Source organism: Nocardia sp. CWNU-33 (genome assembly GCF_046764895.1).
Classification (GTDB): Bacteria; Actinomycetota; Actinomycetes; order Mycobacteriales; family Mycobacteriaceae; genus Nocardia.
In genome coordinates this window covers 141,076-166,252 of sequence record NZ_JBKOQN010000002.1, presented here as the reverse complement: position 1 = coordinate 166,252, position 25,177 = coordinate 141,076, and the positions used below count along the sequence as shown (strand labels likewise).

At 66.6% G+C, this 25,177-nt stretch carries 22 protein-coding genes; 18 read left to right on the top strand and 4 right to left on the bottom strand.

What is annotated here, in order from left to right:
- Positions 1-56: 56 nt before the first annotated feature.
- Positions 57-578 carry a hypothetical protein gene (locus ACLMAL_RS03025; protein WP_411997665.1) on the bottom strand — a complete coding sequence of 174 codons (522 nt, stop codon included), beginning with the start codon at positions 576-578 and terminating at the stop codon, positions 57-59.
- A gap of 228 nt (positions 579-806) precedes the next feature.
- Between ACLMAL_RS03025 and ACLMAL_RS03020 the strand changes: the two genes are divergently transcribed.
- The gene (locus tag ACLMAL_RS03020; RefSeq protein ID WP_411997885.1) at positions 807-1,214 is read left to right on the top strand and encodes a TIGR03668 family PPOX class F420-dependent oxidoreductase; all 408 of its coding nucleotides are present in this window, start codon (positions 807-809) and stop codon (positions 1,212-1,214) included.
- Positions 1,215-1,248: 34 nt separating this feature from the next.
- Here ACLMAL_RS03020 and ACLMAL_RS03015 read toward each other — a convergent pair whose 3' ends face one another.
- Complete coding sequence (locus ACLMAL_RS03015) at positions 1,249-1,962, bottom strand: hypothetical protein (RefSeq protein WP_411997664.1); 714 nt, start codon at positions 1,960-1,962, stop codon at positions 1,249-1,251.
- 222 nt (positions 1,963-2,184) lie between these two features.
- Here ACLMAL_RS03015 and ACLMAL_RS03010 point away from each other — a divergent pair, with 222 nt between their 5' ends.
- The 13 genes from ACLMAL_RS03010 (at position 2,185) to ACLMAL_RS02950 (ending at position 17,680) form a co-directional block, all read left to right on the top strand.
- Positions 2,185-3,189: a FecCD family ABC transporter permease gene (locus tag ACLMAL_RS03010; protein ID WP_411997884.1), complete on the top strand. Its 1,005-nt coding sequence runs from the start codon at positions 2,185-2,187 to the stop codon at positions 3,187-3,189.
- On the top strand, positions 3,189-4,328 hold the full coding sequence (locus tag ACLMAL_RS03005) for a FecCD family ABC transporter permease (RefSeq protein WP_411997663.1): 1,140 nt from the start codon (positions 3,189-3,191) through the stop codon (positions 4,326-4,328). Before ACLMAL_RS03010 ends, ACLMAL_RS03005 begins: the two co-directional genes overlap by 1 nt.
- On the top strand, positions 4,325-5,215 hold the full coding sequence (locus ACLMAL_RS03000) for an ABC transporter ATP-binding protein (RefSeq protein WP_411997662.1): 891 nt from the start codon (positions 4,325-4,327) through the stop codon (positions 5,213-5,215). The genes ACLMAL_RS03005 and ACLMAL_RS03000 overlap by 4 nt, the downstream gene beginning before the upstream one ends.
- 36 nt (positions 5,216-5,251) lie before the next feature.
- Positions 5,252-5,644: a BlaI/MecI/CopY family transcriptional regulator gene (locus ACLMAL_RS02995; protein ID WP_328400153.1), complete on the top strand. Its 393-nt coding sequence runs from the start codon at positions 5,252-5,254 to the stop codon at positions 5,642-5,644.
- Positions 5,645-5,706: 62 nt separating this feature from the next.
- A complete protein-coding gene (locus tag ACLMAL_RS02990) occupies positions 5,707-6,645 on the top strand; it encodes a M56 family metallopeptidase (RefSeq protein ID WP_411997661.1) in 939 nt (312 codons plus the stop codon).
- A gap of 124 nt (positions 6,646-6,769) precedes the next feature.
- Positions 6,770-8,398, top strand: coding sequence for a DEAD/DEAH box helicase (locus ACLMAL_RS02985; protein ID WP_411997660.1), 1,629 nt, complete (start codon positions 6,770-6,772; stop codon positions 8,396-8,398).
- A 3-nt stretch (positions 8,399-8,401) separates the two neighbouring features.
- A complete protein-coding gene (locus ACLMAL_RS02980) occupies positions 8,402-9,247 on the top strand; it encodes a DMT family transporter (RefSeq protein ID WP_411997659.1) in 846 nt (281 codons plus the stop codon).
- Between the two features lie 262 nt (positions 9,248-9,509).
- On the top strand, positions 9,510-10,946 hold the full coding sequence (locus ACLMAL_RS02975; RefSeq protein ID WP_411997658.1) for a GuaB1 family IMP dehydrogenase-related protein: 1,437 nt from the start codon (positions 9,510-9,512) through the stop codon (positions 10,944-10,946).
- A 718-nt stretch (positions 10,947-11,664) separates the two neighbouring features.
- Entirely contained in the window at positions 11,665-13,062 is a 1,398-nt protein-coding gene (locus ACLMAL_RS02970; RefSeq protein ID WP_411997657.1) for a hemolysin family protein, read from the top strand.
- Positions 13,055-14,119, top strand: a complete 1,065-nt coding sequence (locus ACLMAL_RS02965; RefSeq protein ID WP_411997656.1) for a hemolysin family protein — start codon at positions 13,055-13,057, stop codon at positions 14,117-14,119. Before ACLMAL_RS02970 ends, ACLMAL_RS02965 begins: the two co-directional genes overlap by 8 nt.
- Before the next feature lie 16 nt (positions 14,120-14,135).
- Positions 14,136-15,110 (top strand): 3-methyladenine DNA glycosylase, encoded by a 975-nt coding sequence (locus ACLMAL_RS02960; RefSeq protein ID WP_411997655.1) that lies wholly within the window; start codon positions 14,136-14,138, stop codon positions 15,108-15,110.
- Positions 15,111-15,341: 231 nt separating this feature from the next.
- A complete protein-coding gene (locus ACLMAL_RS02955; protein ID WP_411997654.1) occupies positions 15,342-16,916 on the top strand; it encodes an LVIVD repeat-containing protein in 1,575 nt (524 codons plus the stop codon).
- A gap of 101 nt (positions 16,917-17,017) precedes the next feature.
- Positions 17,018-17,680: a DUF305 domain-containing protein gene (locus ACLMAL_RS02950; RefSeq protein ID WP_411997883.1), complete on the top strand. Its 663-nt coding sequence runs from the start codon at positions 17,018-17,020 to the stop codon at positions 17,678-17,680.
- Positions 17,681-17,872: 192 nt separating this feature from the next.
- On the opposite strand, the gene ACLMAL_RS02945 is transcribed toward ACLMAL_RS02950, so the two are convergent.
- Together ACLMAL_RS02945 and ACLMAL_RS02940 are read right to left on the bottom strand one after the other, a co-directional pair.
- Entirely contained in the window at positions 17,873-18,448 is a 576-nt protein-coding gene (locus ACLMAL_RS02945) for a hypothetical protein (protein ID WP_411997653.1), read from the bottom strand.
- A 437-nt stretch (positions 18,449-18,885) separates the two neighbouring features.
- Complete coding sequence (locus ACLMAL_RS02940) at positions 18,886-21,069, bottom strand: malate synthase G (protein WP_411997652.1); 2,184 nt, start codon at positions 21,067-21,069, stop codon at positions 18,886-18,888.
- Between the two features lie 280 nt (positions 21,070-21,349).
- On the opposite strand from ACLMAL_RS02940, the gene ACLMAL_RS02935 reads away from it, so the two are divergent.
- The 4 genes from ACLMAL_RS02935 to ACLMAL_RS02920 all read left to right on the top strand — a co-directional run bounded on the left by ACLMAL_RS02935 (position 21,350) and on the right by ACLMAL_RS02920 (position 25,152).
- Positions 21,350-22,099 carry an SDR family NAD(P)-dependent oxidoreductase gene (locus ACLMAL_RS02935; protein WP_411997882.1) on the top strand — a complete coding sequence of 250 codons (750 nt, stop codon included), beginning with the start codon at positions 21,350-21,352 and terminating at the stop codon, positions 22,097-22,099.
- Between the two features lie 73 nt (positions 22,100-22,172).
- Positions 22,173-23,222, top strand: a complete 1,050-nt coding sequence (locus tag ACLMAL_RS02930; protein ID WP_411997651.1) for an alcohol dehydrogenase catalytic domain-containing protein — start codon at positions 22,173-22,175, stop codon at positions 23,220-23,222.
- A complete protein-coding gene (locus tag ACLMAL_RS02925) occupies positions 23,219-23,860 on the top strand; it encodes a TetR/AcrR family transcriptional regulator (protein WP_411997650.1) in 642 nt (213 codons plus the stop codon). Before ACLMAL_RS02930 ends, ACLMAL_RS02925 begins: the two co-directional genes overlap by 4 nt.
- Before the next feature lie 2 nt (positions 23,861-23,862).
- On the top strand, positions 23,863-25,152 hold the full coding sequence (locus ACLMAL_RS02920; RefSeq protein ID WP_411997649.1) for an acyl-CoA dehydrogenase family protein: 1,290 nt from the start codon (positions 23,863-23,865) through the stop codon (positions 25,150-25,152).
- Positions 25,153-25,177: the final 25 nt, after the last annotated feature.

Sequence of the window (25,177 nt, the reverse complement as noted above, 5' to 3'; positions counted from 1 at the left end):
TCCGCGCCGCCCGAATTGCAGGTTTTTGAAGGGCCGACTCGCCGCGGGCGACAGGGTCATACCTTGGGGCGCACCACACGGCGCTCATCGTGCTCGTCGAGCAGCTGCAATCCCTCCATCAGCGCCGCACCGATGCGAAATTCCTCGGTCCACCACTTGGCCGACCGGATCGGCAGACCGCGCGGCCGATACTTCCGCATGATCTCGACGTGGTAGGGCAGGCCCATGAACTTCGCCAATCCCCTGTCATCCGCCCAGATCGACAGCGACCCGACCTGACGGCGTGCAGGTCGGAAATAGGTCAGCACGCCGACCGCGCCGTCGATCATCGCCAGCTGATCACCCAACCGCTCCGAGGCACGCCAGATGGCCGGAACGTCGGTCACCTGTGTGGTCGTGTATTGGGTCATGCTGATCATGAACGGGCCACCGGCTCGGGCCGCGGCTCCAGATTTCCATCTGCTGTTGAGCACCAGGTCGGCCAGCGACGAACCGGGCGCGCGGTGCCGACGCCAGGTTTGCCACGGCAGCCTGCGGTCGTCGAGGAGGTCTCTCCACAGAGGTCGTGTATTTCCCATTGATGGTCAGGGGCGATAGATCGGGGACACACCCCGCACGGCGCGAACCCCTATGCCCCGTCCTCCTTACTTATCTAGAAACTGAATTGATCTATAGGTGCGTACGATATGCATCTGCTTATCATTAGTCAATGCGGCGACACGGACAGGTGCAGCAGCATGAACAACTCCCGCTCGCCTGCATACTTACTGTGGACACCGCGCCAATTCGAGGAGGCCGGCGTGCGACTGAATCCCGACGAAGCACGCAGACGGTTCGCGACCAGCCCCGTCGCACGACTGGCGACCGCGTCGAGGTCCGGCCTGCCACACATCGTTCCGATTGTGTTCATCCTGATCGACGATGTCGTCTACACCAGTGTCGACGCGAAGCCCAAAACGTCCATGAAGTTGCGACGGTTGGCGAACATCGCGGCCAATCCGGCAGTCAGCGTGCTCGCCGACCGCTATGACGACGACTGGACCCAGCTGTGGTGGGCGCGCGCCGACGGCAACGCCCGTATCGTCGGCTCCGAGGAGGAGCGAATGGCGAAGCGCCAGTTGACCGCACGCTATCCCGACTACACGAAACAGCCGCCGCCGGGACCGGTGATCGCCGTCGATGTCCACCGCTGGTCGGGATGGAGCTCGAGCTGACGCCCGATGTGCTGCACAGTGCTGCCATTTCGGGCTACCTGACCAGGCAACCCGCGGTTCGACGCACCGGCAGGCCGCGCTCCTCGAATGCCATGAGCAGCCCCTGACCACGCTGTGCGCCGACCAGCGCATCCGTGCGCGCCAGGTCCGGCACGTAAGTCGCTGCGCCGATGACGGATTCGCCGACCAGCGACCAGAAGCGGCGGGCACTCAGGGCCGAACAGCGCGCGAGGCTGTACTGGATCATCGTCAGCGACGGCTCGCACCGGTGCGCCAGCCAGATGTACATCGCGCGCTCGCACGGCAGCGTCACCACACCGGGCTGTCCAACCAGTCGGTCACCGTCGAGCACGCGAATGGTGGTGTGCACCAGGCCTGCCCAATCGATGCCACCATCGTTGTCGGTGTGGATCCAGAGGTTCTCCAGCCCCGGATCCCAGGCCCGCCCCTCGGAGACAAGCAGCGCGACCACCCGGCCGATCACCGCATGGATCAGGGCGGTCGCCACCACCTCGGCGGCAGTGTCCGCGCTGATCATCTCTGCCGCGTGGCGGCGGTACATCAGCTCGATCCGCCCCTCCCGCAATCCATCCGAGAGCCGCCACCATCGACGTTTGCTCTGCTCGGACATTGCGGCCACCGCGTAGACGCGCGGATGTTCCGGTTGCAGTGCGCGAAGCCGGTTACACACGCGTCCGAATTCCACGTGGGAGCGGCGGGCCGTGTAGGTCATCACTGGCTCGGGCATCGAACCTCCTCGGGGTCGGCTCCATCATGGGTCCATAGCGGAAGATAGGTTAGGCTTACCAGACCTCGCAACCCGCGCGGGATACAGAGTCAGGAGTAGTTCGTCGCCGTGACGGCATCAGGCACCGCCGCGCCGAAGGCGGCACGATCGAAAACTGCGCATCAGGCGCGGACACGCAGCACCGGACCGCAGGCGAAAACCGCGCGGCGTCGGTGGCTCGGACTGCTCCTGCTGACGGCTCTGCTGCTGGCCGCCGCGGTGGCCGGCATCGCGATCGGGACCCGCACGCTCTCGCCCGGCACTGTCTATGCCGCGATGCACGACGCACTCACCTGCCGGGGCGGCCCCTTCCACTGCCAGGCCGGATCGACGGCCGAAGAGATCGTGCGCGGACTTCGATTGCCCCGCACCGCGCTCGCGCTCGCCTGTGGACTGGCACTCGGCATCGCCGGTGCGCTGATCCAGGGCTACACCCGCAACCCGCTCGCCGACGCCGGGCTCCTCGGCCTCAATGCGGGCGCCGCATTTCTTGCGGCCCTGAGCGTCTACCTCTTCGCCTTCACCGCGCCCGAGCAGTACATCTGGTTCGCCTTCGCCGGGGCGCTGATCGCCGGGCTCGTGGTGTTCACGGTGTCGTCCATCGGCGGCGGGAAGGCGAGCCCGCTGAGCCTGGTGCTGGCCGGCGCGGCGGTGACCGCATTCCTGCAGGCAATGACGAATACCGTTGTACTGCTGGACACCACGGCGCTGGACACGTATCGGTTCTGGGTAGTCGGCAGCGTGAGCGGGCGCGACGCGGAAGTGTTCTGGCAGGTGTTGCCGTTCCTGGCGGTCGGTCTCGTGCTGGCGGTGGTGGCGTCGCCGGGATTGAACCTGCTCAGCCTCGGCGACGAGGTCGCCCGCGGGCTCGGTGTCAATATCGGGCGCAGCCAGGCGCTGGGGCTGGCCGCGATCGTCCTGCTGTGCGGAGCCGCGACCGCCGCCATCGGGCCCATTGCCTTTCTCGGATTGGTAGTACCCCATCTGGCCCGAGTGTTCACCGGACCCGACTACCGCTGGTTGATCCCGTACTCCGGCTTGTTCGGCGCGTTGCTACTGCTGATTGCCGATATCGTCGGACGCGTCGTGGCAAGGCCCGGCGAGCTCGAGGTCGGTGTCACCCTCGCCGCGATCGGCGCACCGTGCTTCATTCTGCTCGTGCGACACCGAAAGCTGGTGAACCTGTGATGCTTTCCTCGAACACGCTGGCCACGACGAGCCCACCGTTCGAAGATATCGGCAAGTCCGCGGGGCCCGGCCGCGTTCGCCCCGCCCTGCGCATCGGCCCGCTGTCGCTGGTGCTCCGGCCGACGATGCTGTTGGTCGTGTTGATGCTCGCCGCAGTGCTTTCCGCCATGTTCTGCCTCGACATGACGATCGGCGATGCGCACATTCCCGTCGGCCGAGTCCTCGACGTGCTGACCGGTGGCGGCACGCGCTCTCAACGTTTCATCGTGCTGGAGTCGCGCCTGCCCCGCGCGCTCACCGCGGTCGTGGTCGGCGCCGCGCTCGGCCTCGCAGGCGCCCTCACCCAGTCGATCCTGCACAACCCGCTCGCCGCACCGGATGTCCTCGGCATCACCGCGGGAGCAAGCCTCGGCGCGGTGGTGGTCATCGTCGGAACCGGCGGCGCCACAACGGGGTTCGCCGCATCGGTCGGCGCGCCACTTGCCGCACTGACGGGCGGCCTGCTCACCGCGGTGGCGATCTACCTGCTCGCGTGGGGGCGCAGCCCGACCGGCGACCACGGCGTCACCGGTCTGCGGTTGGTACTGGTCGGCATCGGTGTGAACGCATTCCTCTTGTCCGGTATCAGTTTCCTGCTCACTCGCGCCAGCCTGCAGGACGCGGCACGCGCCCAGCTCTGGCTCAACGGGTCGCTCAACAGCACCGACATGTCCCGGTTGATCTCGGCGGCGCTCGCGCTGGCCGTCGTCGTTGCGGTTGCGCTCGGCTCGGCCCGCACGCTCGCCGCGCTGCGCCTCGGCACCGAGACCACCAGGGCGCTCGGCGTACGCATCCAAACGCAGCAGGCGATGCTGATCGGTGCGGCGGTCGTGGCCGCCTCGGTTGCCACCGCGATCGTCGGCCCGGTCGGTTTCGTGGGCCTGGCCGGACCCCAGATCGCACGCAGATTGCTGCGAACACCCGGCGAACCGCTCATCGGCTCGGCGCTCGTCGGCGCCATCGCGGTGGTCGGGGCGGATGTGGCGTCGCGAACACTGTTTCCGGTGGACTTGCCGGTCGGTGTGGTGACCGCGGCGTTCGGCGGTCCGTTCCTGCTCTATCTGCTCGTGCGTATGAATCGGAAGGCGACCCTGTCATGACTACCGCATCCGCCGAAAGCGTCGACGCACACCGGCTTGCCGCCGAGAACATCACCCTCGGCTACGGCGATCGCGTCATCGTCGACGGACTCTGCATCGACGTCGCCCCCGGCGTGATCACCACCGTCATCGGCCCGAACGGCTGCGGCAAGTCGACGCTGCTGCGCTCGCTCGGCCGCCTGCTGCGACCGCAGCAGGGCCGAGTCCTGTTGGACGGCAAGGCGATCTCGTCGATGAAGACCAAGGACGTCGCCCGCGTGGTCGGCATGCTTCCGCAGTCTCCCGTCGCACCGGAAGGGCTGACGGTCGCCGATCTGGTTGCCCGCGGCCGCCACCCGCACCAGTCCTGGATCCGGCAGTGGTCGGTCACCGACGAGGCCGAAGTGATGACCGCGCTGGAACAGACCGGCATCGCCGATCTCGCCGACCGCCCGCTCGACGAGCTCTCCGGCGGGCAGCGCCAGCGGGCCTGGATCTCGATGGCGCTGGCCCAGGGCACCGACATCCTGCTACTGGACGAGCCGACCACCTACCTCGATCTCGCGCACTCGGTCGAGGTGCTCGACCTCGTCGACCGGTTGCACGACGACCTCGGACGGACCGTGGTGATGGTGCTGCACGACCTGAATCTGGCCATCCGCTACAGCGACGAACTGATCGTCATGCGCGCGGGCCGGATCGTCGCACAGGGCACACCGGGTGACATCATCGATGCCGAACTGTTGCGTGAGGTGTTCGATCTCGACGCCTCGGTGCTGGAAGACCCGGTGTCCGGTCGGCCGATGATCGTGCCCATCGGCACCAGGCACGTGCGCGCGGCCTACGGGTCGGGGCCGTCAACTATGACAAATGCCACACAGCTATCAGACAGTTACGACGACGTGTAGTACGCAATTGTGTCGTTGAGTCCGTAAACTTGTGGGATGGCAGGACTTGGTGAACTCGAGAAAGCGGTCATGGACCAGTTGTGGTCGAGTGACGAACCGCAAACGGTCCGGCAGGTGCACGAGGCATTGGCTGCGCGACGTGAGCTCGCCTACACCACCGTGATGACGGTGCTGCAGCGGTTGGCGAAGAAGAACCTCGTCGTCCAGCGGCGCGACGACCGCGCACATCGCTATGCGCCGGTGCACACTCGCGACGAGCTGGTCGCCAGTTTGATGTTCGACGCATTGCAACAGGCCGACGAAGCGGGCAGCCGGGCAGCGGCACTCGTCCATTTCGTCGAACAGGTCGGCAGGGATGAGGCTGACGCTTTGCGCGAAGCACTCGCTAAGCTCGAAGCATCCGAGGGCACTGCGCCGCCGTCGCAGTAATCTTGGACCTGGCCTCACAATGCCGTGAGCGCCCTGGCCCCACAACGCAGTGAGCTGAGTCGATGAACGCAACCGCGCCGGTCTTCGCCGGACTCGCTTTGCTTCTCGCGGGGCCTGCCCCAGCACTACTGAGCCGGGCGACCTGGACATACCGGACGCCTCGGGCCGCACTCGTGCTGTGGCAGGCCATCGCGCTGGCCGCCGTGCTCAGCGCATTCGGCTCCGGTCTCGCCATCGCCGCCGAACTGCTCGTCCCGGGACCCGATGGCCGACCGACGACCTCGCCGGCCAGGGAAATCGACGCACTCGGCCTGCCGCTGTGGCTGGCTTATGTCTTCGTCTTCGCGCTCACCCTGATGATCGGTGCCCGGCTGATCTACGCAGTGATCCGAGTTGGCGTGCACACGCGCAGACGGCGCGCTCATCACCGCATGCTGGTCGACCTGCTCGACCAGAGCGGACCGCATCGCCGCGCAGCCGACATCCGGGTGCTCGCCTCGACCGAGCCGATCGCCTACTGCCTCCCCGGCTTGCGCCAACGGGTCGTGCTCAGCGAGGGCACGCTCACCAATCTGGCCGATGCCGAAGTCACCGCCATCGTCAGCCACGAACGCTCGCACTTGCGCGCCCGCCACGACCTGGTACTCGAGGCATTCACCGCGGCCCATGAAGCCTTCCCGGTGGTGGTGCGCAGCAGGGCCGCGCTCGGCTCGGTGAAGCTGCTGATCGAACTGCTCGCCGACGACTCCGCCGTAAAGGTGACCGGCCCGACACCGCTCGCGCGGGCGCTGGTCGCCTGTTCGAAGTCCACCGCCCCGCAGGGCGCGCTGGCCGCGGGCGGGCCGACCACGCTCATCCGCATCCAACGACTCGGCGGACGTATCGGCGATATCCGGGTCGCCTCGGCCGCCTATCTCGGCTCGGCGGCCATTCTTGTCGTTCCGACCATGGCCGTCGCGGTACCCTGGTTGGTCGAACTGGATCGGCTGCTCCGCAACTGAATCACTCGGTCCTCGCTGACCACCCGGCCCCAGCACTCTTCCCGAAGGCCGGGCCAACTTTCTCGGCACGCACCACGAGTGCCCGGTTTCCCACCGCGCCGAGACACGAAAGGCACACACACCTTTGACCTCCTCGCCCCCGGCCACCGCGGCGCCCGCCGTGACCTTCGCCGATCTGGGCCTGCCGGTCCCGCTGGTGCAGGCACTGCGCAACGACGGCATCGAGGCTCCGTTCCCGATCCAGGCCGCAACGGTGCCCGACGCAATGGCAGGCAGGGATGTGCTCGGGCGCGGGCCGACGGGTTCCGGTAAGACGCTCGCCTTCGGGCTGCCCATGCTCGCCCGGCTCGCCGGTGCGTCGGCCAAGCCCGGCAAACCACGCGGACTCGTGCTGGTGCCGACCAGGGAGCTGGCCGCACAGATCGAACGCGCACTGGATAACCCGGCGCTTTCGCTCGGTTTGCGGGTTGCCGCGGTGGTCGGAGGTGCGCCGATCAAGCGTCAGGCCGACCGGCTTGCTCGCGGCGTCGACCTGCTGATTGCCACACCTGGCCGGCTGGAAGACCTGGTGAATCAGCGCTCGGCCGACCTCTCGGAAGTCCGCATCACCGCGTTGGACGAGGCCGACCACATGGCCGACATGGGCTTCCTGCCCCAGGTCACCAAGTTGCTGGACCGGACACCGAAAGATGGTCAGCGACTGCTGTTCTCGGCCACACTGGACGGTGAGGTCGACAAGCTTGTCAAGCGCTACCTGGACTCCCCGGTCACGCATTCGACCGCGCCGCCGTCGGCCTCGGTCGCGACCATGTCGCACCATCTGCTGCATCTGCGCAAGATCGACAAGCGCACCGTCATCGCCGAGATCGCCGCCCGCGACGGGCTGACCATCATGTTCGTGCGGACAAAGCACGGCGCCGACCGGCTGGCCAAGCAGTTGCGCGCCGCGGGCATCGCCGCGGGCGCGCTGCACGGCGGCAAGGCGCAGAACAACCGGACCCGGACCCTCGCCGCGTTCTCCGACGGCTCGACCCCGGTTCTGGTGACCACCGACGTCGCCGCGCGCGGTATCCATGTGGACGGGATTTCCCTTGTCGTGCACGTGGACCCGCCTGCCGAGTCCAAGGCCTACCTGCATCGTGCCGGGCGCACGGCCCGCGCGGGCGAGGACGGCGTCGTCGTCACGCTGGTCACCGAGGACGAGCGCGACGACGTCGACAAGATGACCCGCAAGGCGGGTGTAGACATCGACGCGGTGGAGGTGCGGCCGGGAGATCGGCGACTGATCGCGATCACCGGTGCCAGGCAGCCGTCGGGCATACCCGTCGTTGCCGCGGTGGCCAACGATGCAGAGCCGAAGTCCGCGACGGCCGGCGGTCGATCCGGGTCCACGAGCCGCAAGTCCGGCAGTGCCGCGGCAGGCGGTCGCGGGTCGAGCGGGCGCGGCGCACGTTCGGGTGCGCGCGGCGCGGACGCAGCGAAGACTTCCGGCCGTTCGACAGGCACTTCGCCGGCGGCAGGCCGCGCAGCGGGCGCGACGAAGACGTCACGAGCCGCGGGCCCGGCGTCGTCGTCGAATCGCGCCGCCGGTTCGGCGACGACCGGTCACGCAACAAGTTCGACCGGCCGCGCGACCGGTTCGTCGAACGCCGCGCCGAGCCGGTCCACCGCGGGTGACACGCCCGGGAATACACGTCGACGCGCCGGTCGGCCGCAGGGAGTGGCGGGCAACAGCAACCGCATGGCAAACTAACCTATGCCCCACCATCCGCTGGGCGCCATCGTGTGCGCATTGCTCGCGGCGCTGCTGTTCGCAGTCGCCGCGGTCGCCCAGCAGCATGCGGCCGCGGCGGTGCCCGAGGGCGACTCGTTGATCCGCGCACTGCTGCGCAATCCACGGTGGTGGGCCGGGATCCTCGGGGACGCGGGCGGCTTCGCAATGCAGGTCGTGGCGCTCGCGCTGGGCGCGGTGCTTCTCGTCCAGCCGATCCTTGTGAGCATGCTCGTCTTCGCGCTGCCGCTGTCCGCGCGACTCAATAGACGCACCGTCACCGTACGCACCTGGGCGACCGCCATCGCACTCGTCGCGGCATTGGCGTGCTTCCTGATCGTCGGTGATCCGTCGGAGGGAAGTGCCAACGCACCCCTGCGCGAGTGGATCGTGCCGCTGGCGATCCTGCTCGGCCTGATCGCCGCCGCGATCGCGATCGGTGCCGCCACCGCGGCCCCGGCCCTGCGCGCGATGCTGCTCGGCACGGCGGGCGGCGCGCTGTTCGGTCTGGCCGCCGCGCTCACCGAATACGTCACGACCTTGTTCGAGCACGGCCTCGGTCAGGTACTCGGCAGCTGGCAGACCTGGGCGCTCGTCGCCTCCAGTTTGATCGGTTTCTACCTCCAGCAGCGCGCGTTCCAAGCCGGCCCCCTCGTCGCCTCGCTGCCCGCCATCTGCATCACCGAACCCTTGGCTGCCGCCTACGTCGGCATCACCGTTCTCGACGAGCGGCTGCGCACCGGCACCATCGGCCTCGTAGTAATCGGCTGCACGGTGATTGTCATGTGCGCGACCACAATCCAGCTCTCACGTGCCCAAGCGGAGGCTTGAAGTCCGACGGACAACCCGGCCGCGGACCGAGAACGGACTCGGCACCACGTAGCCGAACACCGCACCGCACCGCCGATCTTCCTCCGCTGCCGCGGATCCGCGGTCATCTGGGCGCGCCTGTTGATGCCAGCAGCCGGTATTGGTCGCGCTGCTCACCCCGCCCCGGCAACCGCCACCGTGTGTGATGGGCGTCTCTCTTATGCCACGCGTCGAATGCTGGGGAATTGCACGCGGCCCCACAGAGCCGGATATCATCGGTTAAGTGCAGTTTCTCCCTGGCCATCAGCCGCCGTATGACCTGACCTACGACGACATCTTCCTCGTCCCGAATCGGACGGATGTCGCGTCGCGGTTCGACGTCGATCTGTCGACTGCCGACGGGTCCGGCACCACCATCCCCATCGTCGTGGCGAATATGACCGCGGTCGCGGGGCGCCGGATGGCCGAGACGGTCGCCCGGCGCGGCGGCATCGTGGTGCTGCCGCAGGACCTGCCCATCAGCGCGGCCGCCGACACCATCGGCTTCGTCAAGAGCCGATCGCTCACCGCCGACACCCCGGTGACCCTCGACCCCGAGCGTTCGGTGTCCGAGGCCGTCGCTCTGATGCACAAGCGCGCCCACGGTGCCGTCGTTGTGGTGGACGGCGGCAAGCCGATCGGCGTCGTCACCGAGGCGTCGTGCACCGACGTCGACCGGTTCGCCCGGCTGCGCGACGTCGCGATAACCGATTTCGTGCAGGCCCCGGCCAGCACCTCACCGCGCGACATCTTCGATCTACTCGAAGCCAAGCATGCCCAGTTGGCCGTGTTGGTCGGAGAGGACGGCTCCCTGGCGGGTGTAATGACTCGCACCGGTTCGGTCCGTGATGGCATCTACCAGCCGAATGTCGACGCCAACAATCAGTTGCGCGTCGCCGCCGCCGTCGGCATCAACGGTGACGTGGCCGCCCGGGCCAAGGCGCTCGCCGACTCCGGCGCCGACCTGCTCGTCATCGACACCGCGCACGGCCACCAGGCCAAGATGCTCGAAACCCTCAGCGCTATCCGCGACCTCGGCCTCGGCGTTCCGTTGGTCGCAGGCAACGTCGTCTCGGCGGCGGGCACTCGCGACCTCGCCGCGGCAGGCGCGGACATCATCAAGGTCGGCGTCGGCCCCGGCGCCATGTGCACCACTCGCATGATGACCGGCGTCGGCCGCCCGCAGTTCTCAGCGGTCGCCGAATGCGCCACCGCGGCAAAGGAGCTCGGTGTGCACATCTGGGCGGACGGTGGCGTCCGGCACCCGCGCGACGTCGCACTCGCACTGGCCGCCGGCGCGTCCAACGTGATGATCGGCTCCTGGTTCGCAGGCACCTACGAGTCGCCTGGCGACCTGCGCGTCGATCGCGACGGCAACGCCTACAAGGAGAGCTTCGGCATGGCCTCCAAGCGCGCCGTCGCCGCCCGCACCGCCTCCGACAGCGGTTTCGACCGGGCCCGCAAGGCACTGTTCGAGGAGGGCATCTCCAGCTCACGGATGCGTCTGGATCCGGAGCGCCCCGGCGTCGAGGACCTCATCGACCACATCTGCTCCGGCGTTCGTAGTGCCTGCACCTACGCGGGCGCACGCAGCCTCGCCGAACTGCACGACAAGGCCGTCCTCGGCGTCCAGTCCGCCGCAGGTTTCGCCGAGGGTCGCCCCCTGCCCAGCGGCTGGTAGACCGGGCGCACTCCACCAGCGGCGCTGCGCGTGCACCTACCCCCGTACGCGCAGCCCACCCAACCCGAACCGCACAACAAAATCATCCTCGAAGTGCAGTCGGCCGCCCGTTTCACCGAAGAACACCCGCACCCAGCAGCGGCCAAGACCAGGCACAAACCATCAATGACGCTGCGCGCGCACCTACCCCCGCACACGCAGCCCAACCCGAACCGCACAACAAAATCATCCTCCAAGTGCGGTCGGCCGCCGGTTTCGCCGATGGAATACCGCCCCACAGCGACCAGCAAGAGCCGGGCAGCCCTCTCCAGCAGGCTCGCCTCGTCATGGCACCTGACACCACCAACCCACCCACCCACCACGGAGCGAGTCTTACGAACGACCGTTCGCGGCCGGCTCGCGTCCGAGCGGCCGAAGCGCATGTGCAGCAGGCACGAGTCTCGGCCGCTCGGACGCGAGCCTCGGGGGCCGCGAACACGCCGCGCCGCAGGCGCGGCCAAAAGACACAGCCGGTAGCATGAGAGTTGCCGGTCTCCGGCATTACAGCTCCCATTCGCGAAAGGAACAAGTTGTCACCCGCGTCCGAGGGCGCCGCACAGGAGGGCTCCTCTACCGAGCCGGGTGACAAACCCGGCGCTCTCCTTCCCGCAGCAGTCCACTCTGATTCAGTTCGATTCCCCGCGGTCGACCGTGCCGCGTCCCGCGGGCGGTGCTGACGATGTCTGTCGTGCTCACCGCGCTCAGCCTGGTCGGTTTCATTGCACTCACCGCAGGCACCGCGCTGTTCGTCGCCGCCGAATTCTCCCTGACCGCACTCGAACGCAGCACCGTCGAGGCGCATGCACGCACCGGTGACGCACGCTCGCGGATGGTCCGTCAGGCGCATCGCACGCTGTCGTTCCAGCTCTCCGGCGCCCAGCTCGGGATCACTATCACCACACTGATTACCGGCTACATTGCCGAACCGGTGCTGGCCAGGCTGCTGTCCCCGCCGTTCATCGCCCTCGGCGTGAGCGCGGGTGCCGCGCACGGCATCTCGCTGACGCTGGCGCTGGTGCTGGCCACCTCGCTGTCGATGATCTACGGCGAGCTGGTGCCCAAAAACATCGCGATCGCGATGCCGCTCGGCACCGCGCGACTCACCGCCGGTCCGATGATCGCGTTCTCGGTGGTGTTCAAGTGGATGATCCACTTCCTCAACGGCACCGCGAACTGGGTGGTTCGCCGCCTCGGGGTGGAACCCGCGGAGGAATTGCGCTCGGCGCGTTCGCCGCAGGAGCTCGGCTCGTTGGTGCGAACGTCTGCGCTGCGCGGCGCGCTCGATCAACGCACCGCAGTGGTGATCGACCGCTCGCTGCAGTTCGGCGAGCGCAGCGCCGAGGAGCTGATGACGCCGCGCGTCAAGATCGAATCGCTGGACAAGTCCGACACCATCGCCGATCTCATCGCGGCCGCCAGCCGCACCGGGTACTCGCGCTTCCCGGTGATCGACGGGGATCTCGACAACACTCTCGGAGTTGTGCACGTGAAGCAGGCGTTCACCCTTGCGGCGAACGTCCGGAGCACCATACCGCTGCAGTTGCTCGCGCGGCCGGTGCCGATCGTGCCCGCCAGTCTCGACGGTGACGAGGTGCTCGAACGAGTACGCCGCGACGGCATGCAGGTGGCGCTGGTCGTCGACGAATACGGCGGCACCGCAGGCATCGTCACCATGGAGGACATCATCGAGGAGATCCTCGGTGATGTGCGCGACGAGCACGACGAAGAGGAGCGCGACGTCCGCCGGGTCTCCGACGGCTGGGACTGCTCTGGTCTGCTGCGTATCGACGAGGTGTCGCGCGCGACCGGATACGACGCACCCGAAGGTGAATACGAGACGCTCGGCGGCCTCGTGCTCACCCGGCTCGGCCGCATTCCGGTGACCGGTGACGAGGTGGTGCTGCCGAATCCGGGTTCGCACAACCGACCGTCGAATGACTCGGACGAAGGCGGCTGGATCGCCAAGATCGAACGGATGGACGGGCGGCGCATCGACCGCGTGCGGTTGATCCCGGTCTCCTCCGAGGTGCTGCATTCCCGTGTGCACCACGCAGACCAGGAGCACAGTCGTGGGTGATCTGTTCGGAGTGCTGCTCACGACGGTGCTGCTCGCGGGCAATGCCTTCTTCGTCGCCGCCGAATTCGCGCTGATCTCGGCCCGCCGAGACCGTCTGGAAGCGCTTGCGGCACAGGGCAAGCGCAATGCGACCACGGTGATCCGGGCGGGTGAGAACCTGTCCATGATGCTCGCCGCGGCACAGCTCGGCATCACCATCTGCTCGATCCTGCTCGGCCGAGTCGGCGAGCCCGCGGTGGCGCACCTGCTGGAGGGCCCGTTCGAGCTGGTCGGCCTGCCGGATCAGCTGCTGCATCCGGTTGCCTTCGCCGTCGCGCTGACGATCGTGGTGATCCTGCACATCCTGTTCGGCGAGATGATCCCGAAGAACATCGCGCTGGCGGGTCCGGAACGCAGCGCGCTGCTGCTGGTTCCGATCCACCTGGCGTGGCTGCGGCTGGCCCGCCCGCTCATCGCGATCTACAACATGGCCGCGAACCTGTCGTTGCGGCTGCTGCGGATCGAGCCGAAAGACGAGCTCAATGCCACCGTCTCCAGCGTCGAGCTGGCCGAGATGATCGGTGAATCCCGGTCGGAGGGACTGCTCGACGAGGAGGAGCACCGGCGACTGACCCAGGCGCTCGGCACGTCCGATCGCGTGGTCGCCGATGTCGTGGTGCCACTGGAAACAACCAGGTCGGTCCCATTGCGCGGCAACGGAACCACGCTCGGCGACATCGAGTCCGCCGTCGCGGAGACCGGTTTCTCCCGTTATCCGGTCCGCGCCGTCGATGGATCGCTGGTCGGTTATCTGCACGTGAAGGATGTGCTCGACAAGGTCGCCGATGAAACGGCCGGACCGAACACCCCTATCCCGCGCACCGATATTCGGCCGCTGCCAACGGTGAGCATGGGCACCACGTTGTACGAGGCGCTTGCTCGGCTGCGCCGCACCAACAGCCACCTCGGCCGGGTGGTGGACAGTCGCGGCAACACCACCGGCATCGTCGCACTCGAGGATCTGGTGGAGGAGTTCGTCGGCACGGTCCGTGACAACACGCACCGGGTGATCGAATGAGGCAGGTCCCGTTCGAATGAGTCTGCGCGTACTGCCCGAGGCGCAGTGGCGAGCCCACGCCGCTGCGCATCGGGCACGGCTGGATGAACTCGTCGGGCCCTATCTTCAACGGCGGGCGGCGGGGTCGTCGCATCCGGTGATCGACTTCCTGTTCACCTACTACGGGCACAAGCCCGCGCAGTTGCGGCGCTGGCATCCCGGCTACGGGGTAGCACTCGCAGGCGCAGCCGAATACGAGGGCGCTCGCGGATACCATCGCGTCGTGCCGACCGACGATCTCGCGGCGAATCCGAGCACCACAGAGCTCGCCGGCGACGGTTCGCGAATCGAATCCGATTCCGGCAGTAGCACGTTCACCGCCGATCCCGCGTATCTCGCACGGCGTCGGGACACCATCGAGTTCGTCGCGAACCTGTTGCGCGCCACCGCATCTCGACCCGCACAGCTGTCCTGTTTCGGGTTGCACGAGTGGGCTATGGTCTATCGCACCGACGACGTCCGCCACCAGCAGGTCCCGCTGCGGTTGGGCAGGACAGGCACCGACGAGGTCGTGGAGTCGATGTCGCTGCGCTGCACCCACTACGACGCCTTCCGTTTTTTCACGCCGGAAGCGATCGGGCGAAATATCGAGCCGCTGACGCGCGCGGACCAGGTATCCCGCGAACAGCCCGGCTGCTTGCACGCCAACATGGACCTCTACAAATGGGGTTTCAAACTGGCCCCGCTCATCGCCTCGGACATGTTGCTGGACTTCTTCGAGTTCGCCTGCGCCGCACGGGAACTGGATATGCGCGCGAGTCCGTACGATCTCTCCGCCTACGGGTACGAGCCGGTGCGCATCGAAACGCCGACAGGACGAGCCGAATACGTCCGAGCACAGTCGGACCTCGCGAAACAATCGGTTCGACTCAGACAGCGCCTTCTAGAGCTCTGCGACACGTTGCTCGCCGACGACACGCAGGCGCTCGACACCTCCCTGCTCAGCAGCTAGTACCTCGCAGATCTAGACCCGGTTCACCCCCTGGCCACCCGCGCCGACCAGCTCCGGGTCCGGCGATCTCGGTGAGCATCATGCCTTCCGAACAAACCAAGCATCTGGAATTATCTCCAAACCACTGCCATAAGTTACTGAGTATTACTACTATTCAGTCAGTTCGCGCCTGCTGACTGAGTCAGCGCGGCCGGCATGGTTCGAGATCGAAGAAAGTTGGGGGATGCAACGATGCGCCCATTGGTGAGGATTCGCCGCGCCCGCACGCTGGCATTGGTCGCCACCGCGGTGATTGCCGCGATGATGGTGCCCAGCAGCGCGTCGGCCGATCTGCAGTCCGATATCGCCACCTTCGTCCAGGAATTCCTCGATGTCGGCCGCACATCGGTGCCGCGTGCGGACTGCGGGCCGGGGTCGATGCCGGAAACCGGCCCGCAGGGCGACGTGCCTGCCGCCGACCGCGACAGTCGGCGCAGCACCCAGGGCTACCGGTGCAATATGACCATGCTCGGCGGCTTCGCAGGGCGCGGCGCGGGCATCACCTCGACCAGCTACGAGAACTGCACGTACATGGGCTCGTTCTTTCCCGGCGACTTGATCAGTGAGGGCCGCGGCGTCCAGGTGCTCGACGTGTCCGATCCGGCGAACCCGCGGCCGACGGCGACCTTGACCGAACCCGCCATGCTCGCGGGCACCTGGGAGAGCCTGAAGGTCAATGCCGCTCGCAAGTTACTGGTCGGCACCGGCGTTCCCGTCGGTGAGGGCGTCGGCTACCTATCGGTCTACGACATCTCCGATTGCGCACATCCGCGCCTGCTCAATCCTGGCGCAGGTACGAATCTGCTGATGCCACTGCCGATCACCACCCACGAGGGTGGCTTCTCCCCCGACGGCAACACGTATTGGGCCTCCGGTGTCGCCCCCGGCTTCGTCAGCGCCGTCGACCTCACCGATCCGGCCGACCCGCGTGTCATCTGGCAGGGCCTGACCGGTATCGAGGCACACGGCTTCGGCATCAGCGCCGACGGCAATCGGATGTACCTGTCGGCGCTGGGCGGCTTCACCGTGCTCGATATCAGCGCAGTGCAACGACGCGACCCCAACCCACAGGTGCAGCACATCGGGCGGACGTTCTGGACCGACGGCTGGGCCACCCAGCACAGCATTCCGGTCAGCTACAGCGGCAAGCCGTACCTCTACACCGTCGACGAAGGTGGTTCCGGCGGTGTGAAACTCATCGATATCTCCGATGACACCGCCCCGAAGGTCACGGGCAAGATCAAGCTGGAGATCAACCTGCCGCAACACATCGACGCCAATATCGGTTCGTCCATGGGCGGTTCGGTCTTCGCCTACGAATCGCACTACTGCGCCGCCGACCGACCGACCGACCCCACCGCACTGGCCTGCGGCTGGATCTCCTCCGGTATCCGCGTCTTCGATATCCGCAACCCGCACGACATTCACGAGATCGCCTACTTCAATCCGCCGGCCCGCACCGACCACAACCTATCGCTCTGGAACTCCCCGCACGCTTTGGCCTCGATCATCGGCGTCCCGCTGATGACCGCGCCGCCTGCGGCCCGCGCGGTGCTCGAAGGACAGTTCAACCCCTGGGACGCCATCACCCCGCGCACCGGCAAGCTCGCCTTCGGCGACGTCTCCACCGACTGGTGCTTCTCCCCGCCGGAGTGGCGCGGCGATCAGCTCTACGTCGCCTGCTCCGACAACGGATTCATGGTGCTGCAACTCGACAACGATGTGTACAGCCCGCCCGCCGACCAGCAATCGATCGTCGGGTCGTAGGCAAATTGTCCAGCTCGAACCGAACAGACGCCGACGCAATCCGCCCGGACGTGGCCGGCGCGAGCGATGCCGATGCTCACCGGGACGGCTCGCGCACAGCGATCTGGCACACCGGTCGTATCAAGGTCGCCGCAATCGCCTCGTCGGCTTTCGCGCTGCTGGTGATCGGGGCAGCACTGCGCCCACTCGTTCTCCCCGAACACCACACCGCCACACCGATTCTCACCTCGGCCGAGGTCGGCTTCGCCCAGGATATGACCGCGCACCATCAACAGGCCTTGATCCTGGTGCAACGCCTGGATCGCAGCGCGGACCCCACCGTTCTGCGCCTCGCACAGCAGCTCGCCGACGCGCAACGCATCGAAATCGGCACCCTGCTCGGCTGGCTCCGCCTCGCGAACGAGACCCCCTTGTCCCCACACCCCATGGCCTGGATGCACACCGAAGAACCCGCGCCGCACCACCATTCGGTAGCCGCCCCCGACCACCCGCAGGCCCCGCCGGACGCCACCATGCCGGGGCTGGCGACCATGTCCGAACTCGACGCCCTGGCCACCGCCCGCGGTCGCGACGCTGCAATCCTCTTCTTACAACTCATGTTCCGCCACCACCAGGGTGGCCTCACTATGTCCCAGGCCGCCGACCGACTCCTCCCCTCCGGCCCGGTCAAAGAATCCGCCCGCTCCATGTTCCAATCCCAAAGCCAAGAAACGGGTGTGATCAGCGTTCTGCTGACCCAGCTCGGCGCCCAGCCCCGCCCTTGATGCCGCCGCACTGTCAAAAACAGGGAGCCGAGATCGCCGGCTGTACCGCTGCGCTCGACTCATGGAGCGAAGCGACAGCTAGCACGTTGAAGGAAGTGCTCGGCGAGTAAGTCACGCAATCGGCGGATCGCTCGACGCAGGTATCGTCGATCATGATCAGGGATAAGAAGTGCCGGAGCTCCGCCTGAGGCCTCAGGACGAGTCGACGAACCGGTACCAGCGCCCATCGTAGGGCCGATATTCGACACCTCGTTCGGCCGGTGGACCCAGACTCGGCGGCGCATTTTCGGGCGGGAAGTAGGCGAAGCCTTCCGAAACTTTCGATGTCCCTAGGACATAGAACAGACAGCCGCCGTCACGCGGAGTGATGGCGATGATGGTGTAGACACCGAGCCTGGTGCGAGGCCCGGGGTTGGCACAATCGATCGACTGGTCTTCGAGGATGCCTCGCGACACCTGCCAACCCGCTTCCTGCGGGACCTCGAACCAGACCAGCGCGGCGAGCGCAGTGATCGACAAGGGCACCGCGAGGCTGAGCTGAATGGTGTGATACCGAATCAGACCGATCACGCCGAAGAGCAGCGCGACCACGCTGGCCACCGAAAGACCCACCCACAGCAGCACTTTGGTGAAATGATCCCCGAAGGATGCCAACTCCCAGCACAGCGCGGCGCACAGGACCGCGACCACACAGGTGAGGAAACCCATCCACAGAACGAACCAGCGCGGCGGGCCCGAACGCGCGCGGGCGGTGGCGACACTGTTCATGCCAACAAGATACGGCGCAGAGCGGTGGCCCGAGCCGCAATCGCGGGTCTTCGAGCGCACTACGCGCCGAGCGGGTTGGCGTCCGATGAGCAAACATCCGCCGGATAAAGAAACCCCTGGCCGTGGCGACCGAAAACGACGGCCACGAGCCAGGGGCTCGGATGCTGGACGATCAGCTCGGCGTCACAGCGGCGGGAAACCGGCCGAGCCGGTGACAGCCCAATTCCAGAACGACGCGGCGCGGTTGGCCACCAGGGCGATCACATCAAGGACAACGCTTCCCATAAAACTTCCTCACATCGGGCGTCTGCAGTGCAGGCCAAGAGTAACGGATAGGCATCGGGCCCTGAATTCGCCGGCCACCCGACAGCGACCTTCGGGTGATAGCCGAACTCCCTGGTCGACATCGTGCCGACCAAGGAGTTCACCGTCGAAACTCAGAGGCAGTCCAGCGCCTTGGCCTCACGGCGGCGGCGGTGCAGGATCGGCTCGGTGTAGCCGTTGGGCTGCTTGGTGCCCTCGAGGACCAGTTCCTTGGCGGCCTGGAAAGCAATGCTGCCCGCGAAGTCCGGCGCCAGCGGCCGGTAGTTCGGGTCGCCCGCGTTCTGCTTGTCCACCACTGGAGCCATCCGCTCCAAACTGGCCAGCACCTCGCCGGCAGTGACGACGCCGTGGCGCAGCCAGTTCGCCATCAGCTGGCTCGAAATGCGCAGCGTCGCACGGTCTTCCATGAGGCCGACGTCGCGGATGTCGGGCACTTTGGAGCAGCCGACACCCTGGTCGATCCAGCGCACCACGTAGCCGAGGATGCCCTGCGAGTTGTTGTCCAGCTCCTGCTGCTTCTCCTCGGCCGACCAGTTCGGGTTCGCGGCCAGCGGGATCTCCAGGATCTGGTCGACCGTGGCGCGGCGGCCACCTGCGGCGATCTCCTGCTGGCGCTCGAAGACATTCACCTGGTGGTAATGGGTGGCGTGCAAGGTGGCCGCGGTCGGCGAGGGCACCCATGCGGTGTTCGCGCCCGCACGCGGGTGACCGATCTTCTGCTCGAGCATGTCGTGCATCAGATCCGGCATCGCCCACATGCCCTTGCCGATCTGCGCCTTGCCTGGCAGGCCGGTGGCCAAGCCGGTGTCGACGTTCCAGTCCTCGTAGGACAGGATCCACTGCTGCTGCTTCATTTCGGCCTTGCGGACCATCGGCCCGGCCTCCATGGAGGTGTGGATCTCGTCGCCGGTGCGGTCGAGGAAGCCGGTGTTGATGAACACGACCCGCTCACGGGCGGCCTCGATACACGCCTTCAGGTTCACCGTGGTGCGGCGCTCCTCGTCCATGATGCCGACCTTCAGGGTGTTGCGCGGCAGGCCGAGCATGTCTTCGATCCGGCCGAACAGCTCGTTGGTGAAGGCGACCTCGTCGGGGCCGTGCATCTTCGGCTTCACGATGTAGACCGAGCCGGTGCGACTGTTCTTCAGCTTGGTGTCGCCCGCGAGGCTGTGGGTGGCGATCAGCGAGGTGATCAGGCCGTCCATGATGCCTTCCGGCACCTCGTAGCCATCGGAGTCGATGATCGCGTCGCTGGTCATCAGGTGACCGACGTTGCGCACGAAAAGCAGCGAACGGCCGTGCAGCACCAGCTCGCCGCCGTCGATGGCGGTGTAGACGCGGTCGGGGTTCATGGTGCGAGTGAAGGTCTTCTCGCCCTTGCTGACCTTCTCCGCCAGATCGCCCTTCATCAGGCCGAGCCAGTTGTGGTAGCAGAGGACCTTGTCCTCGGCGTCCACCGCGGCGACCGAATCCTCGAAGTCCATGATCGTGGTGATTGCGGACTCCAGCACCACGTCCTTGACACCGGCAGGGTCGGTCTTGCCGATCGGCGAGGAGCCGTCGATCTGGATCTCAGCGTGCAATCCGTTGTGCCTCAGCAGCACCGAGGTCGGCGAGGCCGGGTCACCCAGGTAGCCGACCAGCTCGGCGCCGTCGGCGGCCAGCGTGGTCACCTCGTCGTTGGCCAGCGTGATGGCCAGCGCACCGTTCTCGATGGCGTAATGCGTCGAGCTACGGTGCGAGCCGTTGGCCAGCGGTGCCGCGGTGTCGAGGAAAGCGCGAGCGAACTCGATCACCCGGGCGCCGCGGACCGGGTTGTAGCTGGTGCCCTTCTCCGCGCCGTCGGCCTCGGAGATGGCGTCGGTGCCGTAGAGCGCGTCGTAGAGCGAGCCCCAGCGCGCGTTGGCGGCGTTGATCGCGAAGCGCGCATTCATCACCGGAACCACGAGCTGCGGACCTGCGGTGACGGCGATCTCGGTGTCCACGTTCTCGGTGGCGATCGCGAAGTCGGCCGGTTCCGGGCGCAGGTAGCCGATCTCGCCGAGGAAGCTCTTGTAGGCGGCCTTGTCATAGTTCGCGCCGGCATGCTCGGCGTGCCAGGCGTCGAGTTTGCCCTGGATCTCGTCGCGTTCGGCCAGCAGGACACGGTTGCGCGGAGCGAGGTCATTGATGACCTGCTCGGCGCCGGCCCAGAACGCGGCGGAATCTACGCCGGTACCGGGGAGCGCCTCGTTCTCGATGAACTCGTGGAGAACGCTGGCCACCTGGAGCCCGCCGACCTGAATCCGCTCTGTCATCTACTGCCTCACTTTTGAGAAAGTCGGGTAGGAAAATCGCCGCCAATGTTACCCGTGGGTAGTGACACCTCGATGCGTCGGGTCGACGCGTCGCACTTGCGGCGCCTGCTGCCACAGCATTCCGCCACGCCGACCATCGGGCGCCCATTCGTCTGCGCGTCCAAAGGGTGCGACGGAAGGTCGTGCAGACCCTTGATTGTATCGGCCGGTACATTTAATGTACTGACTGGAACATTTCCTATAGGTTCGTATGCCTAGACCAATGGAGTGCAGGGTGTCGTTGCCGGGACAGTCCTTGTCGGACAAGGTCGTGCTGGTCACCGGGGGAAGTCGGGGCCTCGGCAGGGAGATGGTGCTCGCGTTCGCAGAAGCGGGCGCCGACGTGGTGATCGCCAGCCGCAAGCTCGACGGGTGCGTCGAGCTCGCAGACGAGGTGCGCAGCACCTACAGTCGCCGGGCCTTGCCGGTGGCATGCAATGTCAGCGATTGGGCGCAGTGCGATGCACTGGTCGACACCGTCTACGCCGAATTCGGCACGGTCGACGTGCTGGTCAACAACGCGGGAATGTCGCTGCTATATCCGAGCCTGGACCAGGTGACCGAAGCGATGTTCGACAAGGTGATCGGGGTGAACCTCAAGGGTCCGTTCCGCCTGTCCGCTGTGATCGGCACGCGCATGACGGCTGGGGGCGGCGGTTCGATCATCAATATCTCCTCGATCGAGGCGGCACGGCCGGAACCGCTCGCGGTTCCCTATGCGGCGGCGAAGGCCGGGTTGTCCAATCTGACCGGCGGTCTTGCACAGACATTCGGACCGACAGTGCGCGTCAACACCATTCAGTGCGGCGCCTTCGCCACTGATATCGCCAAGTCGTGGCCCGACGAGCTACGGGCCGAGATGACCAGACATAACGCACTGGCCCGGGTGGGCGAACCGAACGAGATCGTCGGCGCCGCGCTCTTCTTCGCCACCGATGCCTCGGCATTCTGCACCGGAGCCACCCTCGCCCTGGATGGCGGCTGGCGATGAAAGCACCTGAATACCAAGACACCCCAACGATTTCGCGCAACACAGCGCTCGACTATGTGGAGGGCAGCATCCGATGAAGGCATTGACCTACGTGGGTCCGCAGCAGATTTCGTTCACCGAAGTGCCCGATCCGGCATTGCCGGGGCGCGACGGGGCAATCATCCGCGTCACAGCAGCGGGCATCTGCGGTAGCGACCTGCACATCTATGCCGGACACGGCTTCACCGACGGCACCGGATATACCGTCGGCCATGAAGCGGTTGGCGAGATCGTCGAACTCGGTCCCGATGTCGAAGGTTTCGCGATCGGCGACCGGGTGCTCGCCTCCGCCTCGGTCGGCTGCGATCGGTGCGCGCAGTGCAAGCGTGGCATCGTCGCCGCCTGCGAACGCCATCCCCTGCCGATCGATGCCTGCTACGGGTTGGGCGGGTCGCTGGCAGGCACGCAGGCCGAACTACTCGCGGTCCCCCATGCCGAAGGAAACTTGGTGCGCCTACCCGACGAGGTCGGCGACGAGGCCGCGGTCGTGCTGACCGATAACGCCCCCACCGCCTGGTACGGAGCGCGCCGGGCCCGCATCGCACCCGGTGACACCGTGGTGGTCATCGGGCTCGGGCCGGTGGGGCTGATGGCGGTCCAGTCGGCGTTCGCGATGGGCGCCGCGCGGGTGCTCGGCGTCGATCTGGTCGGCGAGCGCCGCAAGCGGGCCGCCGAATTGGGTGCAGAGCCCATCGAGTCCGACGATCCCAAGTCTGCCATCCGCGACATGCTCGGCGGCGGTGCGGACGTCGCGCTGGAGGCGGTCGGCGCCGACGCGACGATCAAGCTCGCCATCAGTGCGGTTGGACATCGTGGGCGGGTCAGCGTGGTCGGAGTGAGCCAGAATCGAGCGTTCCCTTTCCATATGCAGCTGGCGCAGGTCAAGGAGCTCGAGTTCCACATCGGGCTGTGTTCGATCCAATACGAATTGCCCGCACTGCTTCGTCTCACGGCGGCCGGGCAGCTGACTCCGGAAGCGGTTGTGTCGCATCGACTCCCGATGTCCGAGGGCCCGAGTGCCTACCGGACGTTCGCCGAACGAGCCGACGGCGTCTCCAAAGTCGTGCTGGATCCACGCCGATGACCGATATCGCCACTCCACGCCGTCGCGGTCGCCCGCCCGCGACGGAAACAACTGCCGAGGCGACCCGCGAGCGCATTGTGGATGCCGCCGTGGAGCTGTTCGCGGAGAAGGGTTTCCACGGTACCGGCGTGGCCGAAATCGGTGATCGGGCCGGGGTGCAGCGCGGCGCGCTCTACTACCACATCGGGTCCAAAGAAGAACTACTGTGGCAGATCCTGCGGGACTACATCCAATTGATGCTCATCGATGCCCAACAGATCGCCGATAACGACGACGACCCGATCACCAAGCTGCGCAAGCTGATCCACAGCCACGTCGACCTGATCGTCCGGCACCGTCGCGAGGTCGCCATCCAATTGCGCGACGTGACGGCATTGACCGGCGAGCGCGGCAGCCAACTGCAAGACCTGCGCGATCAGGTGCAGCACTGCTGGCAGCGCGTCATCGACGCGGGCTGCGCGGCCGGACTGTTGCGCACCGACGACCATGTCGTCACCAACAGTGTGCTCGGCATGCTGAACATGGTGACGTTCTGGTACCGCCCGCATGGCGGTCACACACCCGAAGAGATCGCCGACCTCCTCGCGACCACCTTCCTCGACGGCATTGTGCGCCCGACCGAACAGACGAAAGGCTGACCATGGCTTGGGATTTCGAAACCGACCCGGAATATCAGAAGAAACTGGACTGGGCAGCGGAATTCGTCCACACCGAGGTGGAGCCGCTGGATCTGCTCTACCCGAATCCCTACGACCGCACCAACACCGAAGCCATGGCTCTGATGCGGCCACTCAAGGAGCAGGTGAAGGCCCAAGGCCTGTGGGCCTGTCACCTGGGTCCCGAACTCGGCGGCCCCGGCTACGGACAGATGAAGCTCGCGCTGCTCAACGAGGTGCTCGGCACCTCGATGTGGGCGCCCTCGGTATTCGGTTGTCAGGCACCGGATTCCGGCAACGCGGAAATTCTCGCGCACTACGGCACGCCGGAGCAGAAGGCGAGGTACCTCGAACCGTTGCTGTCCGGTGAGATCGGATCCTGCTATGTGATGACCGAGCCGACCGGCGGCTCCGATCCGACGACATTCAAGACGACGGCCCTGCGCGACGGCGACTCCTGGGTGATCAACGGTGAGAAGTGGTTCAACTCGAACGCGCAGTTCGCGAGCTTCCACATCGTCATGGTGGTCACCGACACCGAAGTCAGCGCGTACCAGGGTATGTCGATGTTCATCGTGCCCGCCGACACCCCCGGCCTCGAGATCGTCAAGAACTTCCATGTCCACGGCTTCAGCGAGCACGAGGGCCACCTGCGCTTCACCGACGTCCGGGTCCCCGCCGACCATCTGCTCGGCGCCGAAGGTCAGGGTTTCGTCGTGGCCCAGACCCGTCTCGGCGGCGGCCGCGTGCATCACGCCATGCGCACGGTCGCGTTGGTGCGCAAGGCCTTCGACATGATGGCTGAGCGCGCCGTCTCCCGGCCGATGCGCAAAGGACCGCTGGCGGGACTGCAGATGACGCAAGAACGTATCGCCGACAGCTGGATCGAGATGGAGCAGTTCCGGCTACTGGTGCTGCGCACCGCGTGGCGCATCGATAAGGAACAGGACTACTTGAAGGTGCGCAAGGACATTGCCGCCATCAAGGTCGCGATGCCCAAGGTGATGCACGATATCGCGCAGCGCGCACTGCATCTGCACGGCGCCATCGGTGTCAGCACCGATCTCCCGTTCGTCGACATGATGAACTACGCCGAGGTCATGGCCATTGCCGATGGACCGACCGAGGTCCACAAGATCACGCTGGCCAAGGAGGTCCTGAAGGACTACGCACCCGGCGATCCGGTCTATCCGAGCGGCTATCGCCCGGCGCTGCGCGAACAGGCACGCGAACTGGTGGCGCGCCGTCTCGAGCACCTAGTCGGGAACCTCTGACGCGACACCCTATCGGCCCCGCCCG

Coding starts and splice junctions, on each gene's coding strand:
- ACLMAL_RS02925 (WP_411997650.1), top strand. CDS start 23,219: ATGACCGATATCGCCACTCCACGCCGTCGCGGTCGCCCGCCCGCGACG.
- ACLMAL_RS02955 (WP_411997654.1), top strand. CDS start 15,342: ATGCGCCCATTGGTGAGGATTCGCCGCGCCCGCACGCTGGCATTGGTC.
- ACLMAL_RS02930 (WP_411997651.1), top strand. CDS start 22,173: ATGAAGGCATTGACCTACGTGGGTCCGCAGCAGATTTCGTTCACCGAA.
- ACLMAL_RS02980 (WP_411997659.1), top strand. CDS start 8,402: ATGCCCCACCATCCGCTGGGCGCCATCGTGTGCGCATTGCTCGCGGCG.
- ACLMAL_RS02990 (WP_411997661.1), top strand. CDS start 5,707: ATGAACGCAACCGCGCCGGTCTTCGCCGGACTCGCTTTGCTTCTCGCG.
- ACLMAL_RS02960 (WP_411997655.1), top strand. CDS start 14,136: ATGAGTCTGCGCGTACTGCCCGAGGCGCAGTGGCGAGCCCACGCCGCT.
- ACLMAL_RS02970 (WP_411997657.1), top strand. CDS start 11,665: ATGTCTGTCGTGCTCACCGCGCTCAGCCTGGTCGGTTTCATTGCACTC.
- ACLMAL_RS02945 (WP_411997653.1), bottom strand. CDS start 18,448: ATGAACAGTGTCGCCACCGCCCGCGCGCGTTCGGGCCCGCCGCGCTGG.
- ACLMAL_RS02920 (WP_411997649.1), top strand. CDS start 23,863: ATGGCTTGGGATTTCGAAACCGACCCGGAATATCAGAAGAAACTGGAC.
- ACLMAL_RS03000 (WP_411997662.1), top strand. CDS start 4,325: ATGACTACCGCATCCGCCGAAAGCGTCGACGCACACCGGCTTGCCGCC.
- ACLMAL_RS03005 (WP_411997663.1), top strand. CDS start 3,189: ATGCTTTCCTCGAACACGCTGGCCACGACGAGCCCACCGTTCGAAGAT.
- ACLMAL_RS02995 (WP_328400153.1), top strand. CDS start 5,252: ATGGCAGGACTTGGTGAACTCGAGAAAGCGGTCATGGACCAGTTGTGG.
- ACLMAL_RS02940 (WP_411997652.1), bottom strand. CDS start 21,069: ATGACAGAGCGGATTCAGGTCGGCGGGCTCCAGGTGGCCAGCGTTCTC.
- ACLMAL_RS03015 (WP_411997664.1), bottom strand. CDS start 1,962: ATGCCCGAGCCAGTGATGACCTACACGGCCCGCCGCTCCCACGTGGAA.
- ACLMAL_RS03025 (WP_411997665.1), bottom strand. CDS start 578: ATGGGAAATACACGACCTCTGTGGAGAGACCTCCTCGACGACCGCAGG.